The following is a 25,025-nucleotide window of genomic DNA, read 5'->3' as shown; positions in this document are numbered from 1 at the left end:
CCGCACTCGCGAGATCCCGGTCATCGGGCGCCGCTGTCGGGGGCAGTCTTCGCCACCCGAACCGATCCTGACGAAAACATCAGAACCCCTTGCATGACGGTACCGTCATATGTGATGATATCATCAGACACGAGAACGGAGCGGAGATGTCTTCAACCCACGACCCGCACCACGGGTTGCACGCCGACGAAGGCGCACTGAAGGGAGAGCACCCCGGCCGGCACTCCGACCCCGTCATCAAGGTGCATGACATCGCGTGGCTGGAGTTCGACAAGCCGGATCTGGCGCGCACGGCGGCGTTCGCCGTCGACTTCGGGCTCACCCCGGTCCTGCAGACCCGCGACGAACTGCACCTGCGTGGCGCTCTCGCGGGGCCGCCCTGTGCGATCGTGCGGCGCGCTCCGCGTACCGCGTTCACCGGAGTGGCGTTCCGTGCCGGCGACCGGTCGGACCTCTCGACGGTCGCGTCCGCATGGGGCCGGGAGGTCCATCCGTTGGGGGCGGCGCTCGGCGGCCACGCGGTCACGACGCGCGATCCGAGCGGCTGTCGGGTCCGGGTGGTCTCCGACGTGACCGAATGGCCGGCGCTGCCGACGCAGTCGGTGCGCGCCCCCTTCAACTTCGCGCGGTCCGTGGAGCGGGCGAATACGCCCCAGCGGCCACCCCGAGCACCCGCGGTGGTCGAACGACTCGGCCACGTCGTGCTGCAATCCAATCGATACCTGGAATCGCTGAACTGGTACTTGCGTCACCTGGGGCTCATCGTGAGCGACTTCCTCTACTACCCGGGGCAGCGCGATCGCGGGCCGGTGATGAGTTTCCTCCGCTGCGACCGCGGCTCGGAGCCGTCGGATCATCACACCCTGGCAATGGCGCTCGGGCCGGCCAACCGGTACGTGCACTCGGCGTACCAGGTGAGCGATCTGGACGCGCTCGCCGCCGGTGGTGAGTTCCTCGCCGACCGGGGCCACCACCGCTCGTGGGGCGTCGGCCGACACATCCAGGGCAGCCAGATCTTCGACTATTGGCGCGATCCCGACGGTCTCCTCGTCGAACACTTCACGGACGGCGACCTGTTCGACCACACCGTGCCCGCCGGTTGGGCACCGATGACGGCGTCGGGACTCAACCAATGGGGTCCGCCCGCGACCGCGGACTTCCTCGGCATCAAGCCCGGGGGGCCCGCACTGAAGGAGTTCACCTCCATCCTCACCTCGTTGCGGGAGTCCGACAACGAATTCGATATCCAACGCCTACTCGGCCTACTGAAAGTTGCACGCACATGAGCTACTCCGTCCTCCGCACCACCGACGCCTGGTGGGTCCTGGTCTCCGCCGGTGCCCGCCGCGTCGACACCGACGCCACCACCACCGCCGAGCTGATCGCCGACACCGGAGCCGTCGCGGCGGCCGCGGCGACAGCCGGCGACGGCGAGCTGGTGGATCCCGCGACGCTGTCGCTCGTCTCGCCCGTGACCGCTCCCTGTCGCGTGGTCGCGCAGATGACGAACTACGTCTCCCACGTCAAGGATTCGGGAATGAACCCCGAGAAGGTACCCCTGACGTTCTTCCGGAAGTCGTCGGGATCGATCGCCGGGCCGTTCGACGAGATCGTCAAGCCCGCGCACGTCTCACTGCTCGACTACGAGGTCGAGATCGGCATCGTCTTCGGGAGGACCGTCCCCGTGGGATCGTCGATCGACGCCGATGGTCTCGCCGACGCCGTCGCCGGTCTCGTCGTCACCAACGACGTGTCGGCGCGCGATATCCAGCTGCCGAAAACGCAGTTCTACGAGGCCAAGTCGTACCCCACCTTCACCCCCGTCGGCCCGGTTCTGCTTCTCCTCGAACCCGGAGAGTGGGAGAGCTTCTCAACGCTGACCCTCGAACTGCGGGTCAACGGCGTGACGCGCCAGAACAGCACCGTCGCGGACATGATCTACGGACCGCTCGAGGCGCTGCGCACCCTGACCCGGTTCCAGAGGGTCGACCCGGGTGACCTGCTGCTCACCGGGACGCCCGGCGGCACGGCGCTGACCGCACCCGCGAAGCCCGTGGAGATCCTCGGCTCGCTGCTGCCGGCGCACATCAAATGGCGGACCTTCTTCAAGCGGCAGGCGGGCAATCCGAAGTACCTCCGCGACGGGGACGTGGTGGAGGCCACCGTCCGATCGGGCGACGGGGCCCTGGACCTGGGTACCCAACGCACCGTGGTGCGGTACGCGTAAGCGGGACGGACACCGATCCCGTGACCACGCAAAGGACTTCCGTCGTCATCATCGGCGCGGGCCCCACCGGCCTGACGGCTGCCGCCCTGCTCGCCGACCACGGCGTGCCGTCCGTGCTCCTCGAGCGCTGGGACGACATCTATCGCCGGCCGCGCGCCGTCCACCTCGACGACGAGATCTATCGGGTCCTCGCCCGCCTCGGCCTCGCCGAGGAGTTCGCAGGGATATCGCGCCCGGCGCGGGGCCTCCGGCTCGTCACCGGCTCGCTCGACGTCATCGCCGAATTCCCGCGCGACCTCGATGCCGGGGAGTACGGATTCCCCGCGGCGTCGATGTTCGACCAGCCCGAACTCGAACAGCTCCTGCGGAACGCGGTCGCCCGCCGCAGCGGCCTGGTCACGCTGCGCGGCGGCGCGGAGGTCGACGCCATCACCCAGGGCGACGGCTCGGTGACCGTCCACGCCACCGATCGGGCCAGCGGGGAGCGGTTCACCGTCGAAGGCGCCTACCTGCTGGGGTGCGACGGCGCGGGCAGCATCACCCGATCGGCCGTCGGCACCCCGTGGCGCGACCTCGGGTTCAGCCAGCGGTGGCTGGTGATCGACATCGAGACGACCGCCGATCTCCGGCAATGGGAGGGCGTGCAGCAGGTCTGTGACCGGCGGCGCGCGGCCACGTACATGCGGATCGGAGACACCCGGTACCGCTGGGAGTTCCAGCTCCACGACGGCGAGACCGCCTCGGACTTCCCCGACCTTTCCGCGGTACTCCCGCTGCTCGCCCCGTGGCTGACCCACCTCGTCGACCCCGAACTGCGCCTTATCCGCTGCGCCGAGTACACGTTCAATGCCCGTGTGGCGCAGCGGTGGCGTGATCGCCGGGTCTTCCTCCTCGGCGACGCCGCACATCTCACGCCGCCGTTCATCGGGCAGGGCATGGGCGCCGGGATCCGGGACGCGGCGAACCTCGGGTGGAAACTGGCGGCCGTCCTGTCCGGGGACGCGCCCCAGGCGACCCTCGACAGCTACGAGGACGAGCGGAAACCGCACGCCCTCGGGATGATCCGGTTGGCCATGATGACCGGCGCGCTGATGACCGGCGGCGGCCGCGGAGGCGACCGTCTCCGCGGCGTCGTCGCCCCGATCCTCGCACGCGCCCCCGCCGTCGTGAATCGATTGACCGACAGCGCCACACCGGCCCTGCCGCGGTCGTACTACGTCCGAGGCGGCGCCGGGCGCCTCCCCGGAGCGTTCCGAGGCGCGGCCAGGAGCTGCGCCGCGCTGGTGGGAACGCTGGCACCGAATGCGGTAGCCGACGCGGACGGCCGCCGGCTGGACGACCGGCCGCCGGGATTCGTGCTCGTGAGCCGTGACGAACCGACCGCCGACCAGGGATTCGAGATCTCCCGCCGTGGTGCGGCGATCGTCGTCGACGCCACCGGAGGTCTCGGCCGGTGGCTGGAACGGCACAACGCCGCAGCCGCACTGGTGCGGCCCGACGGGACGGTCATGGCCGCGGGCAGATCGGTGGACAAGGTCTACACCCACATCCCGACTTCGTCGTGCGCCGTCAGAGTCCGGACGTGCGATTGATCTGGCGCACCGAGGCGCCGCCGTCCGGGTAGAAGTCGGCGATCGAGATCGAGGCCAGGTCCAGGTGCAGCCGGTAGAGCAGCTGCGGCCCGACGTCGAGCGCGATCCGCAGCGCGGTCTTGATCGGGGTGACGTGGGAGACCAGCAGCACGGTGCGTCCGGCGTAGTCGGCGATGACGCGGTCCAGCAGCGCGGCGACGCGGACGTGCACCTCGTCGAAGCTCTCCCCGCCGGGGGCCGCCACCGACGTGTCGCCGAGCCAGCGGCCGTGCAGCTCCGGGTCCCGGTCGCGGGCCTCGCCGAACGAGAGCCCCTCCCAGTCTCCGAAGTCCGTCTCGATCAGGGCGTCGTCCACCTCGACGGCGAGTCCGCGCCCCGCGGCCACGGCGTCGGCGGTCTGCCGCGCGCGGTCGAGCGGAGAGGAGAGGATCGCGTCGATCGGCGTGAGCCGGAGCAGCGCCGCGGCCTCGGCGGCCTGCTCCCGGCCCAGGTCGGTGAGCGACGGATTGCCGCGGCCCGAGTACAGCCGCCGCACAGACGCGGGGGTCTGGCCGTGCCGCAGCAGGATCACCCGGGTGGGCTCGTGCGCCGAGGTGGTCCATCCCCCGCGCTGTGCCCCCGTCATTCCTCGGGCCTCGGCTGGGGCAGGCCGGATTCGGTGGTCCGCACCAGGATCGCGCCGCACTCGTCGCAGTGCACGACGGCGTCGGCGGGTTTGCGGTTCACGGCGTCGAGGAAGCCGCGGTCGAGCTCCAGCCGGCAGGCGCCGCACCGTCGGGCCTGCAGCAGCCCCGCCCCGGCACCCGAGCGCTCCCGGCACCGCTCGTACTCGGCGTAGAGGTCCGCCGGGAGCCGCCCGACGGTCTGCTCGCGGGTGGCCGCGGTGCGGGCCTTCGCGACCTCGATGTCCTTGACGGTCTCCTCGCGGCGGCGCGCCGCCGCGGCGATCTCGTCGTTGGTCGCGGTGACGGTGGCCTCGGCGCGCTGCTGGTCGAGCTCGACCGCCTCGCGCTTCTCCATGAGCTCGAGCTCCTCGTCCTCCAGAACGGACTGGCGCCGCTCGAGCCCGCGCAGCTCGTGCTCGATTTCCGTGAGCTGCTTGGCCGGCACGCTACCCGAAGCCAGCAGCTCACGGTCCTTCCGCTCGCGAAGTCGGGTCTGCTCGACCTCCTTCTCGAGCTTGCTGATATCGCGGTCCAGGTCCTCGACCAGGATCGACACCCGCACCGACTCGTCGCGCTCGGTGGTCGCGCGCTTCTCCAGCGCAGCGATCTCGGTGTCCTCGGGGAGGTGGCTTTCGCGGTGGGCCAGGCGGGCGATCTCCGCATCGACCTCGGCGAGGTCCAGCAGAATGCGTTGGGCGGCCGGATCAGCGTTCATCTGCGCCACTCTACGCATCGGGCGCGGGCGCGGCCCGCACCGTGAACGGATCCGTCGGTGCGTCGTGGACGGCGACGTCGAGGTAGGGCCACAGCAGCTCGGCGACGGAAGCGCACCAGGGGAACTCGGTACCCCAGTGGCCGGCGTCCACGACCGCGGGCCCGCCGGCGCGCAGGTGCTCATCGACGGGGTGGTGCCGCAGGTCGCCGGTGACGAAGGCGTCCACTCCGAGTCGCGCGACGGTGCCGAGGAGCGAGTCCCCCGCTCCCCCGCACACGGCGACGGTGCGGATCGGGGCGTCGGGATCCCCCGCTGCACGAGCGGGCGCACCGAGTGCGGTCGCGACGTGGGCGGTGAAGGACGCCAGCGACATCGGCTCGGGCAGCACGCCGACGCGGCCCAGGCCCCACTCCCGCTCACCGCCGACGAGTTCGACGATGTCGTGCGCGGGCTCCTCGTACGGGTGGGCGCCGCGGAGCGCACGGGCGACCCGCTCGCGGCGGCCGCGGCCCGCGACGAGCTCGATCCGGGTCTCGGCGAGCGTCGTGAGCTCGCGGGCGCTGCCGATGGCGGGGTTCGCGTCGTCGCCGGGCCGGAACTGGCCGACGCCGTCGACCCGCCACGCGCACTCGGAGTACTCTCCGACCTCGCCGGCGCCGGCCTCGAACATCGCCGAGAGGACCTCGTCCGCCCTGGCCGGCGGGACCATGACGCCCCACCGATCCAGACCCTGCGGCGCGTCGAGGTGTTCGACGGGGCCCGTGACCTCGAGGCCGAGGGCTGCGGCGAGGGCGTCGTTGACGCCGCCGCGGGCGCGGTCGGCGTTGGTGTGCGCGGTGAACAGCGCGCAGCCGCCGCGGATCAGCCGGTGGATCAGCGCGCCCTTCGGCGTGCTCGCCGCGACGGTGTCGACGCCGCGCAGCAGGAGGGGGTGGTGGGCGACGAGGAGCTGCGCGCCGCGGGCGAGTGCGGCGTCGACCACGTCGGCGGTGACGTCCACGCACACCAGGACGTGCGTGACCTCGGATTCCGGGTCCCCGCATACCAGTCCGACGCTGTCCCACCCCTCCGCGAGCCGGGGCGGATATGCCTGATCGAGCATCTCGATGACCTCTGCAAGCTTCATGGTTGTCAGCGTATGCGGGGCACCTCCGTCCGCACCGGATTCGCGGCTCGCGTCCGTCGGGCAAGATGGAGGGGTGAGTACTCCGCTGCATGTCACGTTCGTGTGCACCGGCAACATCTGCCGATCACCGATCGCCAAGATCGTCTTCGAGCGGGCGGTCGCCGACGCCGGGCTGGCCGAGGCGGTGCGGGTCACCAGCGCCGGCACCGACGGCTGGCACGAGGGCGGCGCCGCCGACCGGCGCGCGCGGGACGTGCTCGCCGAGGCCGGGTACCCGACGGAGCACACCGCGGCGGAGCTCACGGACGACCACCTCGGGGCCGACCTCGTCGTCGCGCTGCACCGCTCCCACGTGGGGCCGCTGCGGCGGCGGGGCGTCGCAGCGGACCGGATCCGCCTGCTCCGGAGCTTCGACCCGAACGCGGCGCACGAGAGCGTGCCGGACCCGTACTACGGCGACCACGACGATTTCCGCGCGACGCTGTCGCAGGTCGAAGGCGCGGTACCGGGCCTCGTCGAGTGGACGCGAGCGAACCTTGACTAGCTGGATCAAGGTGATCTTCCAGCCCCGGTGGATCGCCCTCGCCATCGCGGCCGTCGCCTTCACGGCACTGTGCTGGGCGCTGCTCGCGCCGTGGCAACTGGGCAAGAACTCCTCGACCAACCACCGCAACCAGCAGATCGCCGACTCCGTGAACGCCGATCCGGTGCCCGCGGCGCAGGTCCTCGGCGGCCGCACCGACGTACCGAAGGACGCCGAGTGGCGGCGGGTGGTGCTCACGGGGCAGTACCTCGCCGACAAGCAGGCCCTCGCGCGCCTACGGAACCAGGACGGCAAGCCCGCCTACGAGGTGCTGGTGCCCTTCGCCGCGAACGACGGCGCGACCTACCTCGTGGACCGGGGTTTCGTGCGGACGCCCACCGGCGGCGTGGTGCCGGAGATCGCGCCGCCACCGTCGGGCACGGTGACGGTGCAGGCCCGCGTGCGCGCCCCGGAGCAGACCGACCCCGCGCGGGGTCCGCGGACCGAGGGCGGGTACCTGCAGGTCTTCGCGATCGACCCGGGGGCGATCGGCCCTGCGCAGGGCATCGCCTTCGCCCCCGGCTACCTGAATCTCGACGAGGGCCAGCCCGGCGGGCTCGACCCGGTCCCGCTGCCGATGCTCGACGCCGGCCCCTACCTCTCGTACGGCCTGCAGTGGCTGGCCTTCGGCATCATGGCGCCGCTGGCGATCGGCTACTTCGTGTGGTCCGAGGTGCGCCGCCGCCGCGAGGACAAAGCGGTCTTCGACGCCGGGACCACGGACTCCGCGGACGGCTCGGGCGACGAGACGACGCCCGAGGTCACGCCCGAGGCCGCGCGCGCCGCGCGACTCGCCGACCGGTACGGGCGCAAAGGACAGTAGCGGCCAGGGCGCCCAGCTCCACCACGAGGGACAGGCACGCTGCCCGCGCCAGGTCCCGCGGCTCGGGCGCGCGACCGTCGCCCAGCGTGGGCCGCAGTTCCACGCCGTGCGCGTACTGCGTTCGGCCGCCCAGCTGCAGGCCGAGCGCCCCCGCGGCCGTCGCCTCCGCCACCCCGGCGTTGGGGCTCGGGTGTTTCGCCGCATCCCGCCGCCAGGCTCGCAGGGCGTCCGACGGTGTCCCGCCCACCGCGGGCGCGAGCGCCACGGTGACCGCGCCCGCCAGCCGGGCGGGAACGTAGTTGAGGACGTCGTCGAGTCGCGCCGACGCCCAGCCGAAGTCGCCGTAGCGGTCGTTGCGGTAGCCGACCATCGCGTCGAGGGTGTTGGCCGCCCGGTACGCGAGCAGCCCGGGCAGGCCCGCGACCGCACCCCAGAACAGGGGCGCGACCGCGGCGTCGGAGGTGTTCTCGGCGACGGACTCGGTGGCCGCGCGGGCGAGCCCCGCGGTGTCGAGCACCGACGGGTCGCGTCCGCAGAGGCTGGGCAGCAGGGTCCGCGCGCCGTCGATATCACCGCGCGCCAGGTCGGCGCCCAGCGTGGAGCCGACGGTGCGCAGGCCCGCTCCCCCGACCACGGCCCAGGTGCCGACGGCGGTGGCGCCCGGCACGTTCCGCGCCGCACATCCGACCGCCGCGGCCCCGCCCACGAGGATCGCGGCGTAGGCGAGTCCGCGCAGCTTCGACGGTGCGTACATCCGCCGTTCGAGCGCGGCGGCGAGGGTGCCGAAGCCCGCGACGGGGTGGAATCGCCGAGGGTCGCCGAACACCTCGTCGGCGACGACGCCCAGCGCGAGCTCGGTGGTGCGGTTCACAGGGTGAGACCGTACCTCGGGCACGCCCCTCACTGCCGGTAGCGGAAGACGATCCTGCCTCGCGTGAGGTCGTAGGGACTGATCTCCACGAGCACCCGGTCGAGCGGGACGATCTTGATGTAGTTCTTCCGGATCTTCCCGCTGATGTGCGCGAGGACCACGTGCCCGTTGTCGAGCTCGACCCGGAAGGTCGCGTCGCGCAGCCCCTCGATGACGGTGCCGGCGGCCGCGTGGGCGGGGTCGGCGTGCACCGCGAGAAACGGTCCGCCGCGGCAGAGTGGGGGCCGAGACAACCCCCCCCGGCATCGGCCTCACAGGGCATGCGTGAACTGCATGGCCTCGGCGGATAGTCCTCGCCCTGAACACCGACAACAGGGCTCAGCGCCTGGCGCACGACGGGGCGGGAGAACCTCCGTCCAGGAGTGCGCACAGAGGGACTCGAACCCCCGACAACCGGTGTGTAAGACCGGGACTCTAACCAACTGAGCTATGTGCGCTTGCCGGTCGAAGATAGCGCAGCGAGCGCCTCTTCCCAAAGCGACTGATCGCGGGGGACGCCGGGCTCGCTCATCTCGGAGAACCGGATCACGCCCTCGCGGTCGATCACGAAGGTGCCGCGGTTGGGGTAGCCGTTCTTGCCGTTGAGCACGCCGTAGGCGTCGGCCACCTCGCCGTGCGGCCAGAAGTCCGCGAGGATCGGGAAGAGGTAGCCCTGCGAGCCGGACCACACCTTGTGCGTGGGCGGCGCGCCCACGGAGACGGCGAGCACGGCGGCGTCGTCGTTCTCGAACGACGGGAGGGAGTCGCGGATCCCGCCCAGCTCGCTCTCGCAGGTGCCGGTGAAGGCCAGCGGGAAGAAGACGAGCAGCACGTTCTTGCGCCCGCGGTACGACTCCAGCGAGACGGGGCGGTTGTTCTGGTCGCGCAGCGTGAAGGCCGGGGCCTCGGCCCCGACCGGCAGCGGACCGTCGAGCTGGGGAGAGGTCACCTCTTGGCCACGCGGCCGGACTTCGGCTGCACCAGGCGCGAGCCGATCCACGAGCCGAGATTGGTCGACGAGGTCTGGGTGAGGCCGGCCGTCGGCGCGGCCTCGGCGATCTCGCTGGGCTGCACGTGGCCCGGCTGGCCGGTCTTGGGGCTGAGCACCCAGACGTAGCCGTCGTCGGAAAGGGGGGTGATCACGTCCATGAGGGTGTCGACGAGGTCGCCGTCGTCGTCGCGCCACCACAGCACGACGACGTCGATCACCTCGTCGGCGTCCTCGTCGAGCATCTCCGCGCCGGTGAGTTCCTCGATGCCAAGGCGCAGGTCATCGTCGGTGTCTTCGTCCCAACCGATCTCCTGCACGATGTTTCCGGGCTGCAGGCCCATCTTCTGGGCGAATGACCCATTCGTGGACACCGGTGGGAGCCTCCTCGCGTTCACGCGGGCGGCCCGTTGCCACCCGCATACCACTGTTCCGTGTCAACTTACGGCACCTGCGCCCGCGCGCAAGCGGGGTAGGCGGAACTCGCGCGGTGGACCTGCCGAATTCCACCACGCGGAATACGACTGTCGAGTAACTTTCGAATGCGGCAGGATGGGATCTGCGACACAGCGCAGACCCCTGGCAACATCCAGCACCGCCTTCGCGACCCGTGAGGAGCACCAGTGACAGACTCGATCGCCACCAGCCCGGCCACCGCCCCAGGGCAGGGACCCGCACCGTCGAACGACGGTCGCCCGGACCGCGTGCGCGTGATCCGCGAGGGGGTGGCGTCCTACCTCCCGGACATCGACCCGGACGAGACCGGGGAGTGGATCGAGTCTCTCGACGACCTGATCGCGACCCACGGCCCCGCCCGTGCCCGCTACCTGATGCTGCGCCTGCTCGAGCGCGCCAGCGAGCAGCGCGTGTCCATCCCGTCGCTGACGTCGACCGATTACGTGAACACGATCCCCACCGACCTCGAGCCGTGGTTCCCCGGCGACGAGGAGATCGAACGCCGCTACCGCGCATACATCCGCTGGAACGCGGCCATCATGGTGCACCGCGCGCAGCGCCCGGGTGTCGGCGTCGGCGGCCACATCTCCACCTACGCGGGCGCGGCCTCGCTGTACGAGGTGGGCTTCAACCACTTCTTCCGCGGCAAGGAGCACCCCGGCGGCGGCGACCAGGTGTTCATCCAGGGCCACGCCTCCCCCGGAATCTACGCGCGCGCCTTCCTCGAGGGCCGTATCCCCGCGGAGCGTCTCGACGGCTTCCGGCAGGAGAAGTCCCACGAGGACAAGGGCAAGGGCCTCCCCTCCTACCCCCACCCCCGGCTGCTGTCGAACTTCTGGGAGTTCCCGACGGTGTCGATGGGGCTCGGCCCGATCAACGCGATCCAGCAGGCGCGGTTCAACCACTACCTGCACGACCGCGGCATCAAGGACACGTCCGACCAGCATGTCTGGGCGTTCCTGGGCGACGGCGAGATGGACGAGCCCGAATCGCGCGGCCAGATCCAGATCGCCGCCACCGAGGCCCTCGACAATCTCACCTTCGTGGTCAATTGCAACCTGCAGCGCCTCGACGGTCCCGTCCGCGGCAACGGCAAGATCATCCAGGAGCTCGAGTCCTTCTTCCGCGGCGCCGGCTGGAACGTGATCAAGGTGATCTGGGGCCGCGAGTGGGACTCGCTGCTGCACAAGGACCGCGACGGCGCCCTCGTGAACATCATGAACAACACGCCCGACGGCGACTACCAGACCTTCAAGGCGAACGACGGCGCATTCGTCCGGGAGCACTTCTTCGGCCGCGACCCGCGGACCAAGGAACTGGTCAAGGACATGACCGACGAGCAGATCTGGGGCCTGCGCCGCGGCGGCCACGACTACCGCAAGCTGTACGCGGCCTACAAGTCGGCGATGGAGCACAAGGGTCAGCCGACGGTGATCCTGGCCCACACCGTCAAGGGCTTCGGCCTCGGCCACAACTTCGAGGGCCGCAACGCGACCCACCAGATGAAGAAGCTCACCCTGGACGATCTCAAGGGCTTCCGCGATCACCTGCGGATCCCCATCTCGGACGCCGAGCTCGAGAAGGACCCGTACCTCCCGCCGTACTACAACCCCGGTCCGGAGTCGAAGGAGATCCAGTACATGCTGGATCGGCGCAAGCAGCTCGGCGGTTTCGTGCCGACGCGCCGCACGCAGGCCCAGGTGCTCACCACGCCCGGCATCGACGCGGTGAAGGTGATGCTCAAGGGCTCGGGCAAGCAAGAGGTCGCGACCACGCAGGCCGTGGTGCGCATCTTCAAGGAGTTGCTGCGCGACCCGGAGGTCGGGCCCCGCATCGTGCCGATCATCCCCGACGAGGCGCGGACCTTCGGCATGGACAGCTGGTTCCCCACGTTGAAGATCTACAACCGCCTCGGCCAGACGTACACCGCAGTCGACGCACAGCTGATGCTGGCGTACAAGGAGAACCCGCAGGGCGTGATCCTGCACGAGGGCATCAACGAGGCCGGGTCCACCGCGTCGTTCACCGCGGTGGGCACGTCGTACGCCACCCACGACGTGCCGATGATCCCGCTGTACATCTTCTACTCGATGTTCGGGTTCCAGCGGACCGGCGACGGCCTGTGGGCGGCCGCCGACCAGATGGCCCGCGGCTTCCTCCTCGGCGCCACTGCCGGCCGCACCACACTGACCGGCGAGGGCCTGCAGCACGCCGACGGCCACAGCCATGTGCTCGCGTCGACGAACCCGGCGGTGGTCGCCTACGACCCCGCGTTCGCCTACGAGCTGGCGTACATCGTGATCGACGGCCTGCGGCGGATGTACGGGGAGAACCAGGAGAACATCTACTACTACATCACCGTCTACAACGAGCCGATCCACCAGCCGGCCGAGCCGGAGGACCTGGACGTCGACGGTCTGCTCAAGGGCCTGTACCTCTTCAAGCCCGCCGACACCGGGCACGAGCTGAAGGCGAACATCCTCGCCTCCGGCGTCACGGTCCCCGACGCGCTCAAGGCCCAGCAGATGCTGGCCGAGGAGTGGGGCGTCTCCGCATCGGTCTTCTCGGTGACCAGCTGGGTGGAACTGTCGCGCGACGGCATCGAGTCGGAGAAGGCGGCGCTGCGCGACCCGGGTGCCGACTACCGCACCCCGCACGTCACCAAGGTCCTCGGCGGCACCGAGGGCCCGACGATCGCGGCGTCCGACTTCATGCGCGGCACGCAGGACCTCATCCGGCAGTGGGTACCGGGTACGTACGTCACCCTCGGCACCGACGGCTTCGGGTTCTCGGACACGCGCCCGGCCGCCCGGCGGTTCTTCAACGTCGATGCCGAGTCGATCGTCGTGGGCGTTCTCCTCGGGCTCGCCCGTGACGGCGCCCTGGATTTCTCGGTCGCCGCGGACGCCGCGAAGCGGTACCGGATCGACGACGTCCTCGCCGCCCCGAAGCAGACGTCGGACCCCGGCGTAGCCTAGGACTCCATGACCGCTGATACGGGCTCGTTCCCTCTCCCCGGGAAGCCGGGGAAGGGGAGCTTCAATCGGAAGCGTCCCGAGCCTCGCGACGTCCTGCCCGAGGCGATCCTCGCCAGGATCCGCCAGTACTCGGGCCGGGTCGCGACCGAGGCGGTGCGCTCCATGGAGGAGCAGCTCCCGTACTTCGCGGACCTGGAGGCCAGCCAGCGGGCGTCGATCCAGCTCGTCGTCCAGACGGCGGTGGTCAACTTCGCGGAGTGGATCGAGAACCCCAGCAACGTCGAGTACACGGTCGCCTCGTTCCAGACGGTGCCGCAGGACCTGGCCCGCCGGGTCTCGCTCCGGCAGACCGTGGAGATGGTCCGCGTGGCGATGGAGTTCTTCGAGCGCTGGCTGCCGCTACTGGCCCGCAACGAGGACCAGCTCATCGCGCTCACCGAAGCCGTGCTTCGGTACGGCCGAGAGATCGGCTTCGGCGCCGCGTCGATCTACGCATCGGCCGCCGAGGCCCGCGGCGCGTGGGACTCGCGGATGGAGGCCCTGGTCGTCGACGCGGTCGTCCGCGGCGACACCGGCGCCAACCTCCTCTCCCGCGCCGCGGCGCTGAACTGGGACCCGGTCGCGTCGGCCACCGTCATCGTCGGCAATCCCCCGCCGGACCAGAACGTCTCGGTGGCCGGATCGGTCCACGACACCGCGCGGTCGCACGGCCGGTCGGCGCTGGCCGTTGTGCAAGGCACCAAATTGGTGGTCATCGTCAGCGGCGCCGTGACGTCCGGCGACCCCTTCGCGGGTGCGCTCATGCCGCACTTCGCCGACGGCCCCGTCGTGATCGGGCACACGACGCCGACGCTCGAGGACGCCCACGCTTCGGCCGTCGAGGCCATCGCGGGCGTGAACGCCGTCGCCGGATGGCCCGGCGCGCCGCGCCCGGTGCACAGCTGGGAGCTGCTGCCCGAGCGCGCCCTGATCGGCGACACTCATGCCGGCCGCACCCTGTACGAGCTCCTTGTCAAACCTCTCGAAGAGGCGGGATCGGCGCTCTCGGACACGCTGGACGCGTACCTGGACTCGGGCGGTGCGGTGGAATCGTGCGCCCGCGAGTTGTTCGTCCACCCCAACACGGTGCGCTACCGCCTGAAGAAGATCGCGGAGATCACCGGGCGCGATCCACAGGACCCGCGCGACGCCTTCGTCCTGCGCGTGGCAGCGACGATCGGGCGTCTCGCGGCGGCGAATCCGGACCGCTTCACCCCCGCTGCTATGACCCGAATCACAGACATCTCGCTAAACTAATCCAGTCACACATAACACTCTGGTAACAGCGAGGACTCGCTGAGCAGCACTTTTGTGGAAACCCCACAAATTCGATGAGTCAGGTTCTCAGGCTCCAACACCTTCTTTTCAGGTTCCCGGGGTGTTTCCTGGTACACGTGATTGCACTGCTCGCACCCGGACAGGGTTCCCAGAAGCCCGGCATGCTGACCGCGTGGCTCGATCAGCCTTCTGCCGTGGAGCGCCTGCGCGCTTGGTCCCAGATCGCCGATCTGGACCTGGTCCGCCTCGGCACCATTGCCGAGGCCGACGAGATCACGGACACCGCCGTGACGCAGCCCCTCGTGGTCGCCGCCGCCCTGCTCGCCTTCGAGCAGATGGGCACGCAGCCGTCGGACACGGTCGTCGCCGGCCATTCCGTCGGTGAGCTGGCTGCCGCCGCCATCGCCGGTGTCATCACGGCCGACGACGCCGTGCGCCTGGCCGCCATCCGCGGCCGCGCCATGGCCGCGGCCTGCGCGCTGGTCCCCACCTCGATGACCGCCGTCCTCGGCGGCGACGAGGCTGACGTGCTCGCCACGCTCGAATCCTTCGACCTGATCCCGGCCAACATGAACGCCTCCGGGCAGATCGTGGCCGCGGGCACCGTCGAGAATCTGCAGAAGCTGGCGGACAACGCCCCCGAGAAGGCGCGCCTGCGCCCCCTCGCCGTGGCCGGCGCCTTCCACACGGAGTTCATGGCGCCCGCGCAGGAGGCCGTCGCGGCCGCCGCGCAGGCCATCGTCCCGCGCGACCCGCAGCTCACGCTGCTGTCGAACCGCGACGGCAAGCCCGTCACCTCCGGCGCCGAGGCTCTTGCGGCCGTCGTCGCGCAGGTGACTCGGCCCGTGCGCTGGGACCTGTGCACCGCCACCATGCGCGAGGCCGAGGTCTCCACGGTCGTGGAGCTGCCTCCGGCCGGCGCCCTCGTGGGCATCGCCAAGCGCGAGCTCAAGGGTGTGCCCCAGGTCGCCGTCAAGACCCCGGCCGATCTGACCGAGCTGCTCGCCCCCGCGCAGTAGCGTCTAGACCATCGACGGTGCCATCCGGCCCCGTCGTGCCCGCGACCTCTCGTCGCACAGATACTCCCGTCGCCGCGAAATCGCGCGTCGGGTCACACAAGGAAAGGGACCCACTGTGGCCACCAGCCAGGACGAAATCGTCGCCGCCATCGCCGAGATCATCGAAGAGGTCACCGGCATCGAGCCCTCCGAGGTCACCCTGGACAAGGCGTTCATCGACGACCTGGACATCGACTCGCTGTCGATGGTCGAGATCGCCGTGCAGCTCGAGGACAAGTACGGCGTGAAGGTGCCGGACGAGGATCTCGCGGGCCTGAAGACCGTCGGCGACGCCGTCGCGTACATCCAGAAGCTCGAGGCCGAGAACTCCGAGCTCGCTGCCGAGCTCAAGGGTAAGTACGAGGCCGAGAAGGGTAAGTAAGCCCTTGTCATCGCTGAGGAGTTTCTCGACGCTGGGGGGTGAGTTCCCGAGCGTCGTCGTGACGGCCATCGAGCTGACCACGTCGATCGGAGTCGACACCGACTCCACCTGGCAGGGACTGCTCGCCGGCGAGAGCGGCATCCGTCCGCTCGAGGGCGATTTCATCGGCGTGCAGATCCCCGATCTTCCGGTGCGGTTCGGCGGCCAGTTGCTGTCGGACCCGTCGGACGACGTACCCGAGCGGCCCGACCGCCAGTACGCCGGGGACATCAGCAAGCAGCATGTGTCGAAGCGGCGCATGTCCTACGTCGAGCAGGTCTCCCACGTGATGACCAAGCGGCTGTGGGACGGCGCCGGCCGCCCGGATGTCGACCCGAACCGCCTCGCGGCCGTGGTCGGCACCGGGCTGGGCGGCGGCGAAACGATGGTGCAGGCCGTGGACGCGCTGCGCGACTCCGGCGTCCGCAAGGTCTCGCCGTTCGCCGTGCAGATGTCCATGCCGAACGGCGCGTGCGCCGTCTCGGCGCTGGAGATCGGTGCCCGCGCGGGCGCCATCGCCCCTGTCTCGGCCTGTTCGACGGGCAACGAGGCCATCGCGCACGCCTGGCGCCAGATCGTGCTCGGCGACGCGGACATCGCGGTCTGCGGTGGCGTGGAGGGCCGGATCGACTCGCCGCCCATCGCGTCGTTCGCGATGATGCGCGCTCTGTCGACCCGCAACGACGATCCGCAGGCGGCCTCCCGTCCGTTCGACAAGGACCGGGACGGCTTCGTCTTCGGCGAGGCGCAGGCTCTGATGATCATCGAGACCGAGGAGCACGCCCTCGCCCGCGGCGCGAAGCCGATCGCGCGGCTGCTCGGCGCCGGCATCACCTCCGACGGCTACCACATGGTGTCGCCGGACGTGGAGGGCGGCGGCGCCGCCCGCGCGATGAAGCGGGCCATGGAGACCGCGGGCTTGTCCCGCGCCGACATCGATTTCATCAACGCGCACGCCACGGCCACGCCGATCGGCGATACCGCGGAGGCCAAGGCCATCAACGCGGTCGTCGGCACCGACGCGGCGATCTACGCGCCCAAGGGCGCGCTGGGTCACTCCATCGGTGCCGTGGGCGCGCTCGAGGCGGCACTGACGGTGCTCTCGATCCGGGACGGCGTCATCCCGCCCACCCTGAACCTGGAGAACCAGGATCCGGAGATCGAGCTGGACGTGGTCCACGGTTCCGCTCGCACGGGCGAGATCACCTATGCGCTGAACAACTCGTTCGGGTTCGGCGGCCACAACGTGGCGCTGGCGTTCGGCAAGTACTAGGACGTTTCTCGAGAAGCCGGTCGTCGGGGATTCCCCCGGCGGCCGGTTTCGCGTTTCCGACGGGCCGCCGGCACCGTCGGGCGGGAAGTGCGGCGGGGCATCCGGCCTGCCGACGGTCCGCCACTGGCCGGACGCTACGGATATCCCCCGACGCCGTTCAAACCTCCGGGCGCTACGCGGATCCCCGTAGCGTCGAGAGATTTCGAGTGCGGCGGGAGATGTTCGTAGCGACAGATGCGCGATGCGCCCCTCCGAGCGAACAAGCATGTCGGTGGGCGACGGCATAGTGCGGGGATGGGGAGAATTCTGACGCGCGCGGTGCTCGACGCCGACGGATACACGCAACGCACGATCGATGCCGAGTTGACGAAGGGGACGCTTCGGCGCGTCACACACGCCGCGTACACCAGGCAGCCGGCCGGCAAGCCGTGGGACGAGCACCTCCTGCTCATCGAGGCGATCGCCCTCCGAGGGAACTGGGTGTTCTCCCATCAGAGTGCGGCCGCGGTGCACGGCATGGCGGCCTACGGGTTCGGCTACAAGACCGTGCACGTCACCGTCGATGCCACGGGTGGCGGCGGGATCCGCGGCGGTCTGCACATCCATGCCCGCCCGCTGCGCGCCGAGGACGTCGTCGAGGTGAGGGGAATCCGCGTCACCTCCCCTGCTCGGACCGCCGCCGACGTCGCGATGAACGGCGACCACGGGCAGGCGCTGGCGATCATCGATTCGGCCCGCCTGCGGCCGCGGTTCCCGAAAGCGGGTGCGCGGAAACCGGTCACCGTCGACCAGTTGGAGGAGGTGGCCGAGTACCTCGGACGCCGTCCGGGTGCTCCGATGTACCGGCGCGTAATCGGTGAGAGTTCCGAGCACAGCGAGTCCGCGGGCGAATCGCGCACGCGCGCAATGCTGATCGACTGGAAGCTCCCCATGCCTGAGCTGCAGAAACACTACCTACTCAGCGGCAGCACGTACTACGCCGACTTCAGCTACCCGGGAATGATCGGCGAGTTCGACGGGACGGCCAAGTACCGCAACGATCCGGGCCGCGCCGAATACGAGGCTCGGCGCGGCGGCGACTTCCGGCGCGACGGCATCGCTGTCGTGAACTGGTATTGGGAGGACCTCGCGGATCGCGAGCGGATCTACGACATCCTCACCAAGCAGATGCTGCACTGCGGCGTGATCCCGCGGATTCCCCTGTTCCCCGGCTGAGCCCGATGGTGGCAGATCGGGCCGGCATCGTCGCGGCGCAGGATCCTCGTGTCCCGGTCCCGGCGGGGCGCCGTCGCCGAAGCGCCACGCTCGCCCGCCAGGGCCGGGTATTAGGCAGGTTTTCGGGCCGTCAGCCGACGGCCTGCGACAGCCAGGTGACCTCGGCGCCTTGGCCGCCCATGCGGAAGGGCTCGAGGGCCTCGTCCCAGGCGGTGCCCAGGAGCGAGTCGAGGGACGTCTGCAGGCCCTCAGGGCCCTGATCGAGCATCATCGAGCGCAGTTGCGCCTCGCCCAGCAGGGTATCGCCGGACGCGCTCATGGTGCCGCGCCACAGCCCCAGCCCCGGGGCGTAGCAGAACCGCTCACCGTCGACCCCCTCGGAGGGGTCCTCGGTGACCTCGAACCTCAGGGAGTTCCACTCCCTGAGGGTGTTCGCCATCCGCGCGCCGCTGCCGACCGGGCCCACCCAGTCGACGACGGCACGCTGCATGCCGGGGACGGCCTCCTGCGCGGACCACTTGAGGGTGGCCCGGGCGTCGAGGGTCCTCGACAGTGCCCACTCCACGTGCGGGCACAGTGCAGCAGGTGCGGCGTGAATCCAGACGACTCCCGTCGTCACCTCTGCAAACTGACTCAGCTGCTGCATGGTTGCCACCTTCTTCGTTTCGACGAGGACGTCTTCCCCAAGCCACCTGTCGAAACGGATTCAGCTACCAGCCGCGCTTTATCACACCGATGTAGTTATGGAGCCATTGTGCACCATGATGCGCGTGTTGCGCCAGTTACCCGCCTTGAAGTTCCTGAGAAATCAGCCGATCGTTGAACTCGGACCACAGCGGCTTGGCCCAGGCGCCGAAGGGCCGGTCGGTGAGAACGACCGCTGCGAGCTCCAGGTCGGGGTCGAGCCACAGGTAGGTGCCCGCCTGTCCGAAGTGCCCGACGGTGCGCGGCGAGTTCCGCGTTCCGGTCCAGTGCGCCCGCTTGTCGCTCTTGACCTCGAAGCCGAGCCCCCAGGTGTTGTTCGCGAACTTGCCGTAGCCCGGGACGAAGCCCGGCAGGCCCGGGAAGTGGACGGACCGCGCCCCGTCGACGGTGCCGGGATCGAGCAGAGTGGGCGCGGCCACCTCCGCGGCGAACCGCGCCAGATCGGACACCGTGGACCGGACGCCATGCCCGGCCGGCCCCGCGAGTACGGTGCTCCCCATCCCGAGCGGCTCGAAGACCGCCTCGCCGAGGTAGTCGGGAAAGGCGATTCCCGTTTCCTTCTCGACGATATCCGCGAGGATCTCGTAGCCGTACGAGCTGTAGATGCGCTGCGCGCCCGGGGGCGCCACGACCTCTGCGGAGTCGAAGGCCGAGCCCGAGGCGTGCGCGAGGAGGTGCTCGACGGTGCTCCCCTCCGGGCCCGCCGGCTGCCGCAGCGCGATGGCCTCCTCCTCGATCGCGACGAGGACACCGTACGCGACGAGAAGCTTGGTGACGGAAGCCAACTCGTAGTGCCGATCGACGTCGCCGTGCGCCTCGACGGTGCCCGAGGCCCCGGTCCGCACGAGTGCACCGGCGGCATTGTCGACGGGCCACTCCGACAGCTCCGCGAGACTCATCGGGATTCCTTTCACCTGGATGCCGCCACCCTATCGCGGCGGCATCGAGGACCTTAGGCGCGGTCAATAGCGCGAGCACAGACCCTCAGGCGCGAACCTCTCCAATTTTTGCTGTGACAGAAGCGGTGCCGGAGGGAAACATCGCGAGGGCACACCGGTGCAGCAGATCGTCGATCGGATCGACCACCGGCCACGAATAGGACCGTCGACCTCTCGCACCAGTGGATAGACGTACCTACGCCAGGCCGTTGATCCCTGTCGGGAAACCGTCGATGCTGTGGGTGTTGCGCTCGCGCTGGTATTGCGCGATGCCCTCGTCGCCTCTGTTCGCGGCCCACGAGTCCATGAGCGTGCGCTGCCCCTCGTATTCGTACTGCGGCACGCCGAAGCCGCAGGAGGTCTGGACGAGATCCACCGTGACGTCGAAGACGTTGCGCGCGCCCCGCATCGGCGGAAACAGCCCGACCAGGTAGTCCCAGTCCGGGTCTCCGTCGTGGACGGCCCGCGCGGTGCCGTAGAGGCGCAGAATGAGCGGCTTCCCCTCGAAGGCGCAGAACATGATCGTGATCCGCGGGTTCCGAAGGAGGTGCGCCGCGGTCTCGTTACCGCTCCCCGTGCCGTTGAGCCACACCACCCGGTTCGGGCCCAGCACCCGCAGGGAGTCGAGTCCCTTCGGGGAAACGTTCACCCGACCGTCGGACGCCGCGGTGCCCACGAAGTACACCTGCTGTGCCTCGATGAACTGCCGCAGTCGATCGGAGATCTGCTCGTACTGGGTGGCCATGGCTCCAGTATCGCGCCTGGCCGCGACCTTCCCGACGACTTTCCGCGTTCGGGCCTCGAGCACCGGCTTCACGGCGCCCGTGAAAGCAGAAAACCGCCTCCGAAGAGGCGGTTTTGCTTGCTCCCCCAACTGGACTCGAACCAGTAACCCTTCGATTAACAGTCGAATGCTCTGCCAATTGAGCTATGGGGGATTGAACTTCGACCGAGAAGAGACTCTAGCGCATACGCGCTCGGGGAGACCAATCAGCAGGTCAGAGGGCCTGCCGGAGGTCTCCCCGAGGGCGTCGGCGATCAGCTACCGGTGGAGCAGGTACCCGCCTCGACCTGAGCCGGGGTGCAGCTGGGGTTCGTCGCCGGCTTGGGGGCCGTCGACGCCTTAGTCTGCGTCCGGGTGGCCGCCTGCGGGGTCGCGACCGGGGTCGTGGTGGTCGCCTGCGGCTGCGTCGTCTGCGGCTTCGTCTCCTGCGTCTGCGTCGGCGCGGGCTCCTCCGTCGGTGCCTGCGTGCGCTCGGCCGGCTTGGTGGTCGTGGGGGCCACGCCGGCACCGCCGGTCACGGACCCGCCCGCACCGGCACCGCCGGTGACGGTGCCATTACCCGCGCCGGCACCGCCGGCCACAGATCCACCCGCACCGCCGGTGACGGTGCCGTTACCCGCGCCGGCGCCGCCGGTCACGTTGGCACCCGCACCACCGGTGACGGTGCCGTTACCCGCACCGGCACCGCCGGTCACGGTCGCACCGGCGTTGCCGCCGACGGTCACGCGGTTGCCGTTGTCCGAGCTCGGCTTCGCGACGGTCGCCTCGACGGAGGTGCCGACGGCCGCGTTCAGCGACGCCGTGGTGCCCGCCTGGATCGTCGCGCCCTTGAGGGCGGCAGCGGTCGGGACGGTCACGTTCGCATCGAGGTTCACGTTGCCGGTCACCTTGGCGCCGGGCACCGCGGTGACGGTCTCGACCTTGGCCGAAGCCGGCAGCGGCGGGAGCACAATGCCCGGGAAGACGGGCGCCACCACGGTCGCGCTGGCGCTGGCCGACGCGGTGATCGTGTAGACCGGAGCCACGACGCGAGCCTGGTCGCGGACCTCGACGACGCGGCCGGGCGTGACCGCCCACACCGGGTAGTACGGCTGATCCCAGGCCGGGTTGACGCGACGGTACGGGTTGGTGCTCAGGTTAAGGCTGATCGAGACCGAGATGATCGGCTGGGGCCGCGGCTGGGTCCAGGTCGGGGGGTAGACCCAGAAGACCGGCACGTCGACCTTGAAGTCGGCCGAGAACCACGGCTTCGGGTAGTCCGGGCGCTGCCACGGACGCGGCTGACCGGGCTGCCACGGCTTGACGCCGAGCTGACGGCCGTACAGCGTGTAGCAGGTCTGGCTCTGAACCTCAGTGCTCACTCGGCCACCGGGGGTCGTCGTGGTCTGCTTCCAGGAACCCGTCTCGCAGATCTGCTGGTAGATCTCGATTTCCTGCTGCGTGTAGTTCCACGGCTTGTAGTTGGCCGGGCGCACCATCGGCGGGGGCGGGGTCGGCTGCGGCGACTGCGGCACACCTGCGATACGGGGGGCCGGCGGGTAGTACACGGTGGTGTTGTTCGTCGTCGAGGTGATGGTGCCCTGCGGCAGGCCGGCGTTGGCCACGGCCTGCGCGGCAACAGTGTTGCCCACCATCGTGACGTCCTTCGGGGGCACGGCGATGCCGTCGGTCTGGAAGGCACCCGGATTCGCGGTGAACTGGTCGCCGGTCACGGGCGAGAAGGCGACGGGGCTGTCGCCCTCGGTCGACTTGCCACACCCGGCGAGGAGGCCTGCAGCGGCCACGACCGCGAACGACGCGGCCCCGATCTTCTTCGTATTCATCTGGTTCCCATCCTTGGAAGTTGAGACGGGGCACGAGTGCCGCCGCTGGACTCTAGGACTCAAGTCACACGCTCTATAGGGACGGTGGCACGGTTCGTTACAGCCCGAGTCGTGCATTTCGAGAAATTCGGGGGAATCCCGGAGGATCAGTACAGCGGACGCACAGCGAAGGCCGGTACAGGAGAACACCCCGTCGGCCCCGAGCCGGCGCTATCACGCCTGGCAGCGGCCCCTTTCGGGTGATCGTGCAACCGTCCCGACGCCGCTATGACGCTGCGTCGGTCGTGCAGCACGCGAGGATTCGGCACAGCGCTGCCCGACGGCCATCGAGCGCGCCCGGGTTCACCGCTGCTGGTTGCAGCCCGGATCGTCGGCGCGGTCGAGATAGACCTCCGTCGACGAGATCGTGGGCGCGAGGAAGCGCATATGCGGAATCAGCGCATCGGGGAGCGATTGAATCGGCTGCGCGTACGTCGTGCCGTCGAGAGTGCTCCGCGCATACAGCGTGAACACGCCCGCGTGATCGGCGTTGAACCCGCCGTACACCTGCAGCGCCCTCGCCACCATGAGTTGGAACGGTGTGAGGCCGAACCTGGAGAGGTCGAGGTTCGGATCCAACTGCAGTCGGGTGCCCTGCGGGATTCCGTCGGCCACGGTGCCGTCGGTCCGCGTGCCCGGGTAGACGTACTTCGGCGCGCCGAGCGGCAGCGCATACCTGAGCGCATGATCGATCACGCCGGACGCGACGTCCTGGGGCGTGATCATTCCGGCGAGGTACGAGAACTCGCCACCTGCGTGACCGGCTCCCGCGACGTGCCCCCCGGAACCGGTGTACACGCGATAGCTCGCCGAGGCGTTCGCCCACAGTGATTGTGGATTGAAGCTCTGAAACTCGTACAGGCAGCCGGTCGCGTCATCGATCACTGCCACGTGCGCATCGGCGTCCTCTGTCGGCCGATACGACGGCAGGTACGGAATGGTGAGCTTGCGCCCGGTGTTGCCGATCTGGATCTCGGCGGTGGGCGTGCCCGGCGGGGCGTTGTAGACCGTGGTCGTCCACTCCCGGCTGTTGATCGACAAGCGGGAGCTGATCGCATCCAACCTCGCGATCCATCCGGCACTCCGCGGATCGACTGGGGCGTTCGCCGGCACGGGTTGGTTCCAGAAGGAGTCCGCGGCGAAGTAGTTGCCGTTGTTCGACGGGGCGCTCGGCGTCGCGCGGGGGAAGGAGACCCCGAATTGGGCGATGCCCGACGTGTGGGCGTACGCCACTCGAACCCGGCGTTGGCCGGCGTTCACGGTTCGCAGCGTGTTGGTGGTGCCCCATTGCGGGGGACGATCGAAGACCAGCACGTCGTCGATCCAGATCCGGGCGCCCACGTTCCCGACGTTCACCGACATGACGTAGGTCGTCGTCTGCGGGAAATTGAGTACACCGTTGTAATCGACGGAGAAGTTGTCGGCGTTGACTCCGGCGAGCGGCTGTCCGGTGAACAAGCCGCCCGGGGCGTTCTCGCACTGCACCGCGACCGGCGTCCCCGTAGCACTGGTGTTGTTGAAGTACCTCGCCTGGAACTGATTCACAGGACACCCCGTCGGCGGGGCCGTCGTGGTCGGCGCCGTCGTCGTGGGCACCGGCGTCGTCGTGGGCACCGGCGTCGTCGTGGTCGGAGCCGGCACCGTCGTCGTGGGCACCGGCACGGTCGTGGTCGGAGCGGGCACCGTCGTGGTCGGAGCCGGAGTCGTGGTCACCGCTCCGTCACGCACGGTGACGCTCGCGACGTAGAGGTTCCGATCGCAGAACCAGCCGCGGTAGTCATTGGTGAATTCGAGGCGTATCGGTTCCACCCCGGTCTGCGCCCCGAGACTCACCGTGTACGTGCTCCAGCGTGACCCCGGCGAGAGGGTGGCGAGGGTGACGCCCCGACGCTTCACGACCATGACCGGCGCACCCGAGCACTGCTCCCCGCGGGCGCGAATCTCCAGCGTCGCACCCGGGTTCGCCGTCATGGCGGGAATGGAGATGGCGCCGTTGGTCCAAAGTTTCATCACCGTGCCGGCGCTCGAGTCGGTCACCGGCCCACCCGTGCCCGACGGGGTGACGGTCATTCCCGAAGGACCGACGGTGGTGTCTGCGGCGGCCACCCCGGCGATGCCGGTCGCGGTCAGCGCCACGGCGAGAACGGCGATCGTGGCGCGAATATTCCAGCTTCGTCTAGCCATGGTGGTCTCCTCGGGTGCTCACTGTTTTGAAGCATCGTCGGAGGAGGCCGAATCACTCCTGCCACTTCCGCCCATCAAGACAAATTGAACCACAATCACACCAATTGCAACAGATGCGATCGCAATTTCCTCTGAGCTGTCTGGCGAAGAAGGGTCGCTGCCTCATGCGCGTACACCGGGTGCTACTGTATTCGCGCTGGTCAGG

General features: G+C 69.7%; 22 protein-coding genes, 2 tRNA genes and 1 pseudogene. 11 read left to right on the top strand and 14 right to left on the bottom strand.

Annotated elements, in window-relative coordinates:
- Positions 1-146: 146 nt before the first annotated feature.
- The 3 genes from FK529_RS10555 to mhpA are packed head-to-tail and all read left to right on the top strand — an operon-like array spanning position 147 to position 3,819.
- Entirely contained in the window at positions 147-1,286 is a 1,140-nt protein-coding gene (locus FK529_RS10555; protein WP_146560933.1) for a VOC family protein, read from the top strand.
- Positions 1,283-2,227, top strand: coding sequence for a fumarylacetoacetate hydrolase family protein (locus FK529_RS10550; protein WP_146560932.1), 945 nt, complete (start codon positions 1,283-1,285; stop codon positions 2,225-2,227). Before FK529_RS10555 ends, FK529_RS10550 begins: the two co-directional genes overlap by 4 nt.
- Before the next feature lie 20 nt (positions 2,228-2,247).
- On the top strand, positions 2,248-3,819 hold the full coding sequence (mhpA, locus tag FK529_RS10545) for a bifunctional 3-(3-hydroxy-phenyl)propionate/3-hydroxycinnamic acid hydroxylase MhpA (RefSeq protein WP_146560931.1): 1,572 nt from the start codon (positions 2,248-2,250) through the stop codon (positions 3,817-3,819).
- Here the strand turns inward: mhpA and FK529_RS10540 are convergent.
- From FK529_RS10540 to FK529_RS10530, 3 genes and pseudogenes are all read right to left on the bottom strand, one after another.
- Positions 3,797-4,423 (bottom strand): annotated as a pseudogene (locus FK529_RS10540) (histidine phosphatase family protein); the annotation flags it as partial. The gene mhpA and the pseudogene FK529_RS10540 sit on opposite strands and share 23 nt — an antisense overlap.
- Positions 4,424-4,440: 17 nt before the next feature.
- Complete coding sequence (locus FK529_RS10535) at positions 4,441-5,199, bottom strand: zinc ribbon domain-containing protein (RefSeq protein ID WP_146560929.1); 759 nt, start codon at positions 5,197-5,199, stop codon at positions 4,441-4,443.
- Positions 5,200-5,209: 10 nt separating this feature from the next.
- On the bottom strand, positions 5,210-6,325 hold the full coding sequence (locus tag FK529_RS10530; RefSeq protein WP_193559684.1) for a Nif3-like dinuclear metal center hexameric protein: 1,116 nt from the start codon (positions 6,323-6,325) through the stop codon (positions 5,210-5,212).
- Positions 6,326-6,398: 73 nt separating this feature from the next.
- On the opposite strand from FK529_RS10530, the gene FK529_RS10525 reads away from it, so the two are divergent.
- Both FK529_RS10525 and FK529_RS10520 read left to right on the top strand, forming a co-directional pair.
- The gene (locus tag FK529_RS10525; protein WP_146560928.1) at positions 6,399-6,869 is read left to right on the top strand and encodes a low molecular weight protein-tyrosine-phosphatase; all 471 of its coding nucleotides are present in this window, start codon (positions 6,399-6,401) and stop codon (positions 6,867-6,869) included.
- Entirely contained in the window at positions 6,862-7,731 is an 870-nt protein-coding gene (locus FK529_RS10520) for an SURF1 family cytochrome oxidase biogenesis protein (protein WP_146560927.1), read from the top strand. The genes FK529_RS10525 and FK529_RS10520 overlap by 8 nt, the downstream gene beginning before the upstream one ends.
- Here FK529_RS10520 and FK529_RS10515 read toward each other — a convergent pair.
- The 5 genes from FK529_RS10515 to FK529_RS10495 form a co-directional block, all read right to left on the bottom strand.
- Positions 7,670-8,602, bottom strand: coding sequence for a cobalamin biosynthesis protein (locus tag FK529_RS10515; RefSeq protein ID WP_146560926.1), 933 nt, complete (start codon positions 8,600-8,602; stop codon positions 7,670-7,672). The genes FK529_RS10520 and FK529_RS10515 overlap by 62 nt on opposite strands.
- A gap of 29 nt (positions 8,603-8,631) precedes the next feature.
- Positions 8,632-8,853 carry a translation initiation factor IF-1 gene (gene infA / locus FK529_RS10510; RefSeq protein WP_146560925.1) on the bottom strand — a complete coding sequence of 74 codons (222 nt, stop codon included), beginning with the start codon at positions 8,851-8,853 and terminating at the stop codon, positions 8,632-8,634.
- Between the two features lie 172 nt (positions 8,854-9,025).
- Positions 9,026-9,099 (bottom strand) — tRNA-Val (locus FK529_RS10505).
- Positions 9,090-9,590, bottom strand: coding sequence for a peroxiredoxin (locus FK529_RS10500; protein WP_146560924.1), 501 nt, complete (start codon positions 9,588-9,590; stop codon positions 9,090-9,092). The genes FK529_RS10505 and FK529_RS10500 overlap by 10 nt, the downstream gene beginning before the upstream one ends.
- Positions 9,587-9,973: a DUF3052 domain-containing protein gene (locus FK529_RS10495; RefSeq protein ID WP_146561059.1), complete on the bottom strand. Its 387-nt coding sequence runs from the start codon at positions 9,971-9,973 to the stop codon at positions 9,587-9,589. Before FK529_RS10495 ends, FK529_RS10500 begins: the two co-directional genes overlap by 4 nt.
- Before the next feature lie 279 nt (positions 9,974-10,252).
- Between FK529_RS10495 and aceE the strand changes: the two genes are divergently transcribed.
- From aceE to FK529_RS10465, 6 genes are all read left to right on the top strand, one after another.
- Positions 10,253-13,063: a pyruvate dehydrogenase (acetyl-transferring), homodimeric type gene (aceE, locus tag FK529_RS10490; RefSeq protein WP_146560923.1), complete on the top strand. Its 2,811-nt coding sequence runs from the start codon at positions 10,253-10,255 to the stop codon at positions 13,061-13,063.
- A 6-nt stretch (positions 13,064-13,069) separates the two neighbouring features.
- A complete protein-coding gene (locus FK529_RS10485; RefSeq protein ID WP_146560922.1) occupies positions 13,070-14,359 on the top strand; it encodes a PucR family transcriptional regulator in 1,290 nt (429 codons plus the stop codon).
- 137 nt (positions 14,360-14,496) lie between these two features.
- On the top strand, positions 14,497-15,399 hold the full coding sequence (locus FK529_RS10480) for an ACP S-malonyltransferase (protein ID WP_146560921.1): 903 nt from the start codon (positions 14,497-14,499) through the stop codon (positions 15,397-15,399).
- Positions 15,400-15,514: 115 nt separating this feature from the next.
- Positions 15,515-15,820: a meromycolate extension acyl carrier protein AcpM gene (acpM, locus tag FK529_RS10475; RefSeq protein WP_126197080.1), complete on the top strand. Its 306-nt coding sequence runs from the start codon at positions 15,515-15,517 to the stop codon at positions 15,818-15,820.
- 4 nt (positions 15,821-15,824) lie between these two features.
- On the top strand, positions 15,825-17,132 hold the full coding sequence (locus FK529_RS10470) for a KasA/KasB family beta-ketoacyl-ACP synthase (protein ID WP_146560920.1): 1,308 nt from the start codon (positions 15,825-15,827) through the stop codon (positions 17,130-17,132).
- 294 nt (positions 17,133-17,426) lie between these two features.
- Positions 17,427-18,347 (top strand): type IV toxin-antitoxin system AbiEi family antitoxin, encoded by a 921-nt coding sequence (locus FK529_RS10465; RefSeq protein ID WP_146560919.1) that lies wholly within the window; start codon positions 17,427-17,429, stop codon positions 18,345-18,347.
- Between the two features lie 130 nt (positions 18,348-18,477).
- Here the strand turns inward: FK529_RS10465 and FK529_RS10460 are convergent, their stop codons facing one another.
- The 6 genes from FK529_RS10460 to FK529_RS10435 all read right to left on the bottom strand — a co-directional run bounded on the left by FK529_RS10460 (position 18,478) and on the right by FK529_RS10435 (position 24,820).
- Entirely contained in the window at positions 18,478-18,993 is a 516-nt protein-coding gene (locus tag FK529_RS10460; protein WP_068521214.1) for a DUF3145 domain-containing protein, read from the bottom strand.
- A 136-nt stretch (positions 18,994-19,129) separates the two neighbouring features.
- Positions 19,130-19,951, bottom strand: coding sequence for a serine hydrolase domain-containing protein (locus FK529_RS10455; protein WP_146560918.1), 822 nt, complete (start codon positions 19,949-19,951; stop codon positions 19,130-19,132).
- Positions 19,952-20,186: 235 nt separating this feature from the next.
- Complete coding sequence (locus FK529_RS10450; RefSeq protein WP_146560917.1) at positions 20,187-20,735, bottom strand: pyridoxamine 5'-phosphate oxidase family protein; 549 nt, start codon at positions 20,733-20,735, stop codon at positions 20,187-20,189.
- Between the two features lie 120 nt (positions 20,736-20,855).
- Positions 20,856-20,928 (bottom strand) — tRNA-Asn (locus tag FK529_RS10445).
- A gap of 100 nt (positions 20,929-21,028) precedes the next feature.
- Positions 21,029-22,597 (bottom strand): hypothetical protein, encoded by a 1,569-nt coding sequence (locus tag FK529_RS10440; RefSeq protein WP_146560916.1) that lies wholly within the window; start codon positions 22,595-22,597, stop codon positions 21,029-21,031.
- Between the two features lie 342 nt (positions 22,598-22,939).
- Positions 22,940-24,820 carry a carbohydrate-binding domain-containing protein gene (locus FK529_RS10435; RefSeq protein WP_146560915.1) on the bottom strand — a complete coding sequence of 627 codons (1,881 nt, stop codon included), beginning with the start codon at positions 24,818-24,820 and terminating at the stop codon, positions 22,940-22,942.
- Between the last annotated feature and the right edge of the window lie 205 nt (positions 24,821-25,025).

This window comes from Tsukamurella asaccharolytica (assembly GCF_007858435.1).
In the GTDB taxonomy this organism is placed as follows: Bacteria; Actinomycetota; Actinomycetes; order Mycobacteriales; family Mycobacteriaceae; genus Tsukamurella; species Tsukamurella asaccharolytica.
Note: the sequence above shows the minus strand (reverse complement) of the source record. Positions and strands in the feature narration are given on the sequence as shown.

Bases quoted from the DNA above. Each gene is read 5' to 3' on its own strand.
- FK529_RS10435 (WP_146560915.1), bottom strand. From the start codon at position 24,820: ATGGCTAGACGAAGCTGGAATATTCGCGCCACGATCGCCGTTCTCGCC.
- FK529_RS10535 (WP_146560929.1), bottom strand. From the start codon at position 5,199: ATGAACGCTGATCCGGCCGCCCAACGCATTCTGCTGGACCTCGCCGAG.
- FK529_RS10465 (WP_146560919.1), top strand. From the start codon at position 17,427: ATGGGGAGAATTCTGACGCGCGCGGTGCTCGACGCCGACGGATACACG.
- FK529_RS10530 (WP_193559684.1), bottom strand. From the start codon at position 6,325: ATGAAGCTTGCAGAGGTCATCGAGATGCTCGATCAGGCATATCCGCCC.
- FK529_RS10450 (WP_146560917.1), bottom strand. From the start codon at position 20,735: ATGGCCACCCAGTACGAGCAGATCTCCGATCGACTGCGGCAGTTCATC.
- FK529_RS10555 (WP_146560933.1), top strand. From the start codon at position 147: ATGTCTTCAACCCACGACCCGCACCACGGGTTGCACGCCGACGAAGGC.
- FK529_RS10550 (WP_146560932.1), top strand. From the start codon at position 1,283: ATGAGCTACTCCGTCCTCCGCACCACCGACGCCTGGTGGGTCCTGGTC.
- FK529_RS10485 (WP_146560922.1), top strand. From the start codon at position 13,070: ATGACCGCTGATACGGGCTCGTTCCCTCTCCCCGGGAAGCCGGGGAAG.
- FK529_RS10460 (WP_068521214.1), bottom strand. From the start codon at position 18,993: ATGCAGCAGCTGAGTCAGTTTGCAGAGGTGACGACGGGAGTCGTCTGG.
- FK529_RS10495 (WP_146561059.1), bottom strand. From the start codon at position 9,973: ATGGGCCTGCAGCCCGGAAACATCGTGCAGGAGATCGGTTGGGACGAA.
- FK529_RS10455 (WP_146560918.1), bottom strand. From the start codon at position 19,951: ATGAGTCTCGCGGAGCTGTCGGAGTGGCCCGTCGACAATGCCGCCGGT.
- FK529_RS10440 (WP_146560916.1), bottom strand. From the start codon at position 22,597: ATGAATACGAAGAAGATCGGGGCCGCGTCGTTCGCGGTCGTGGCCGCT.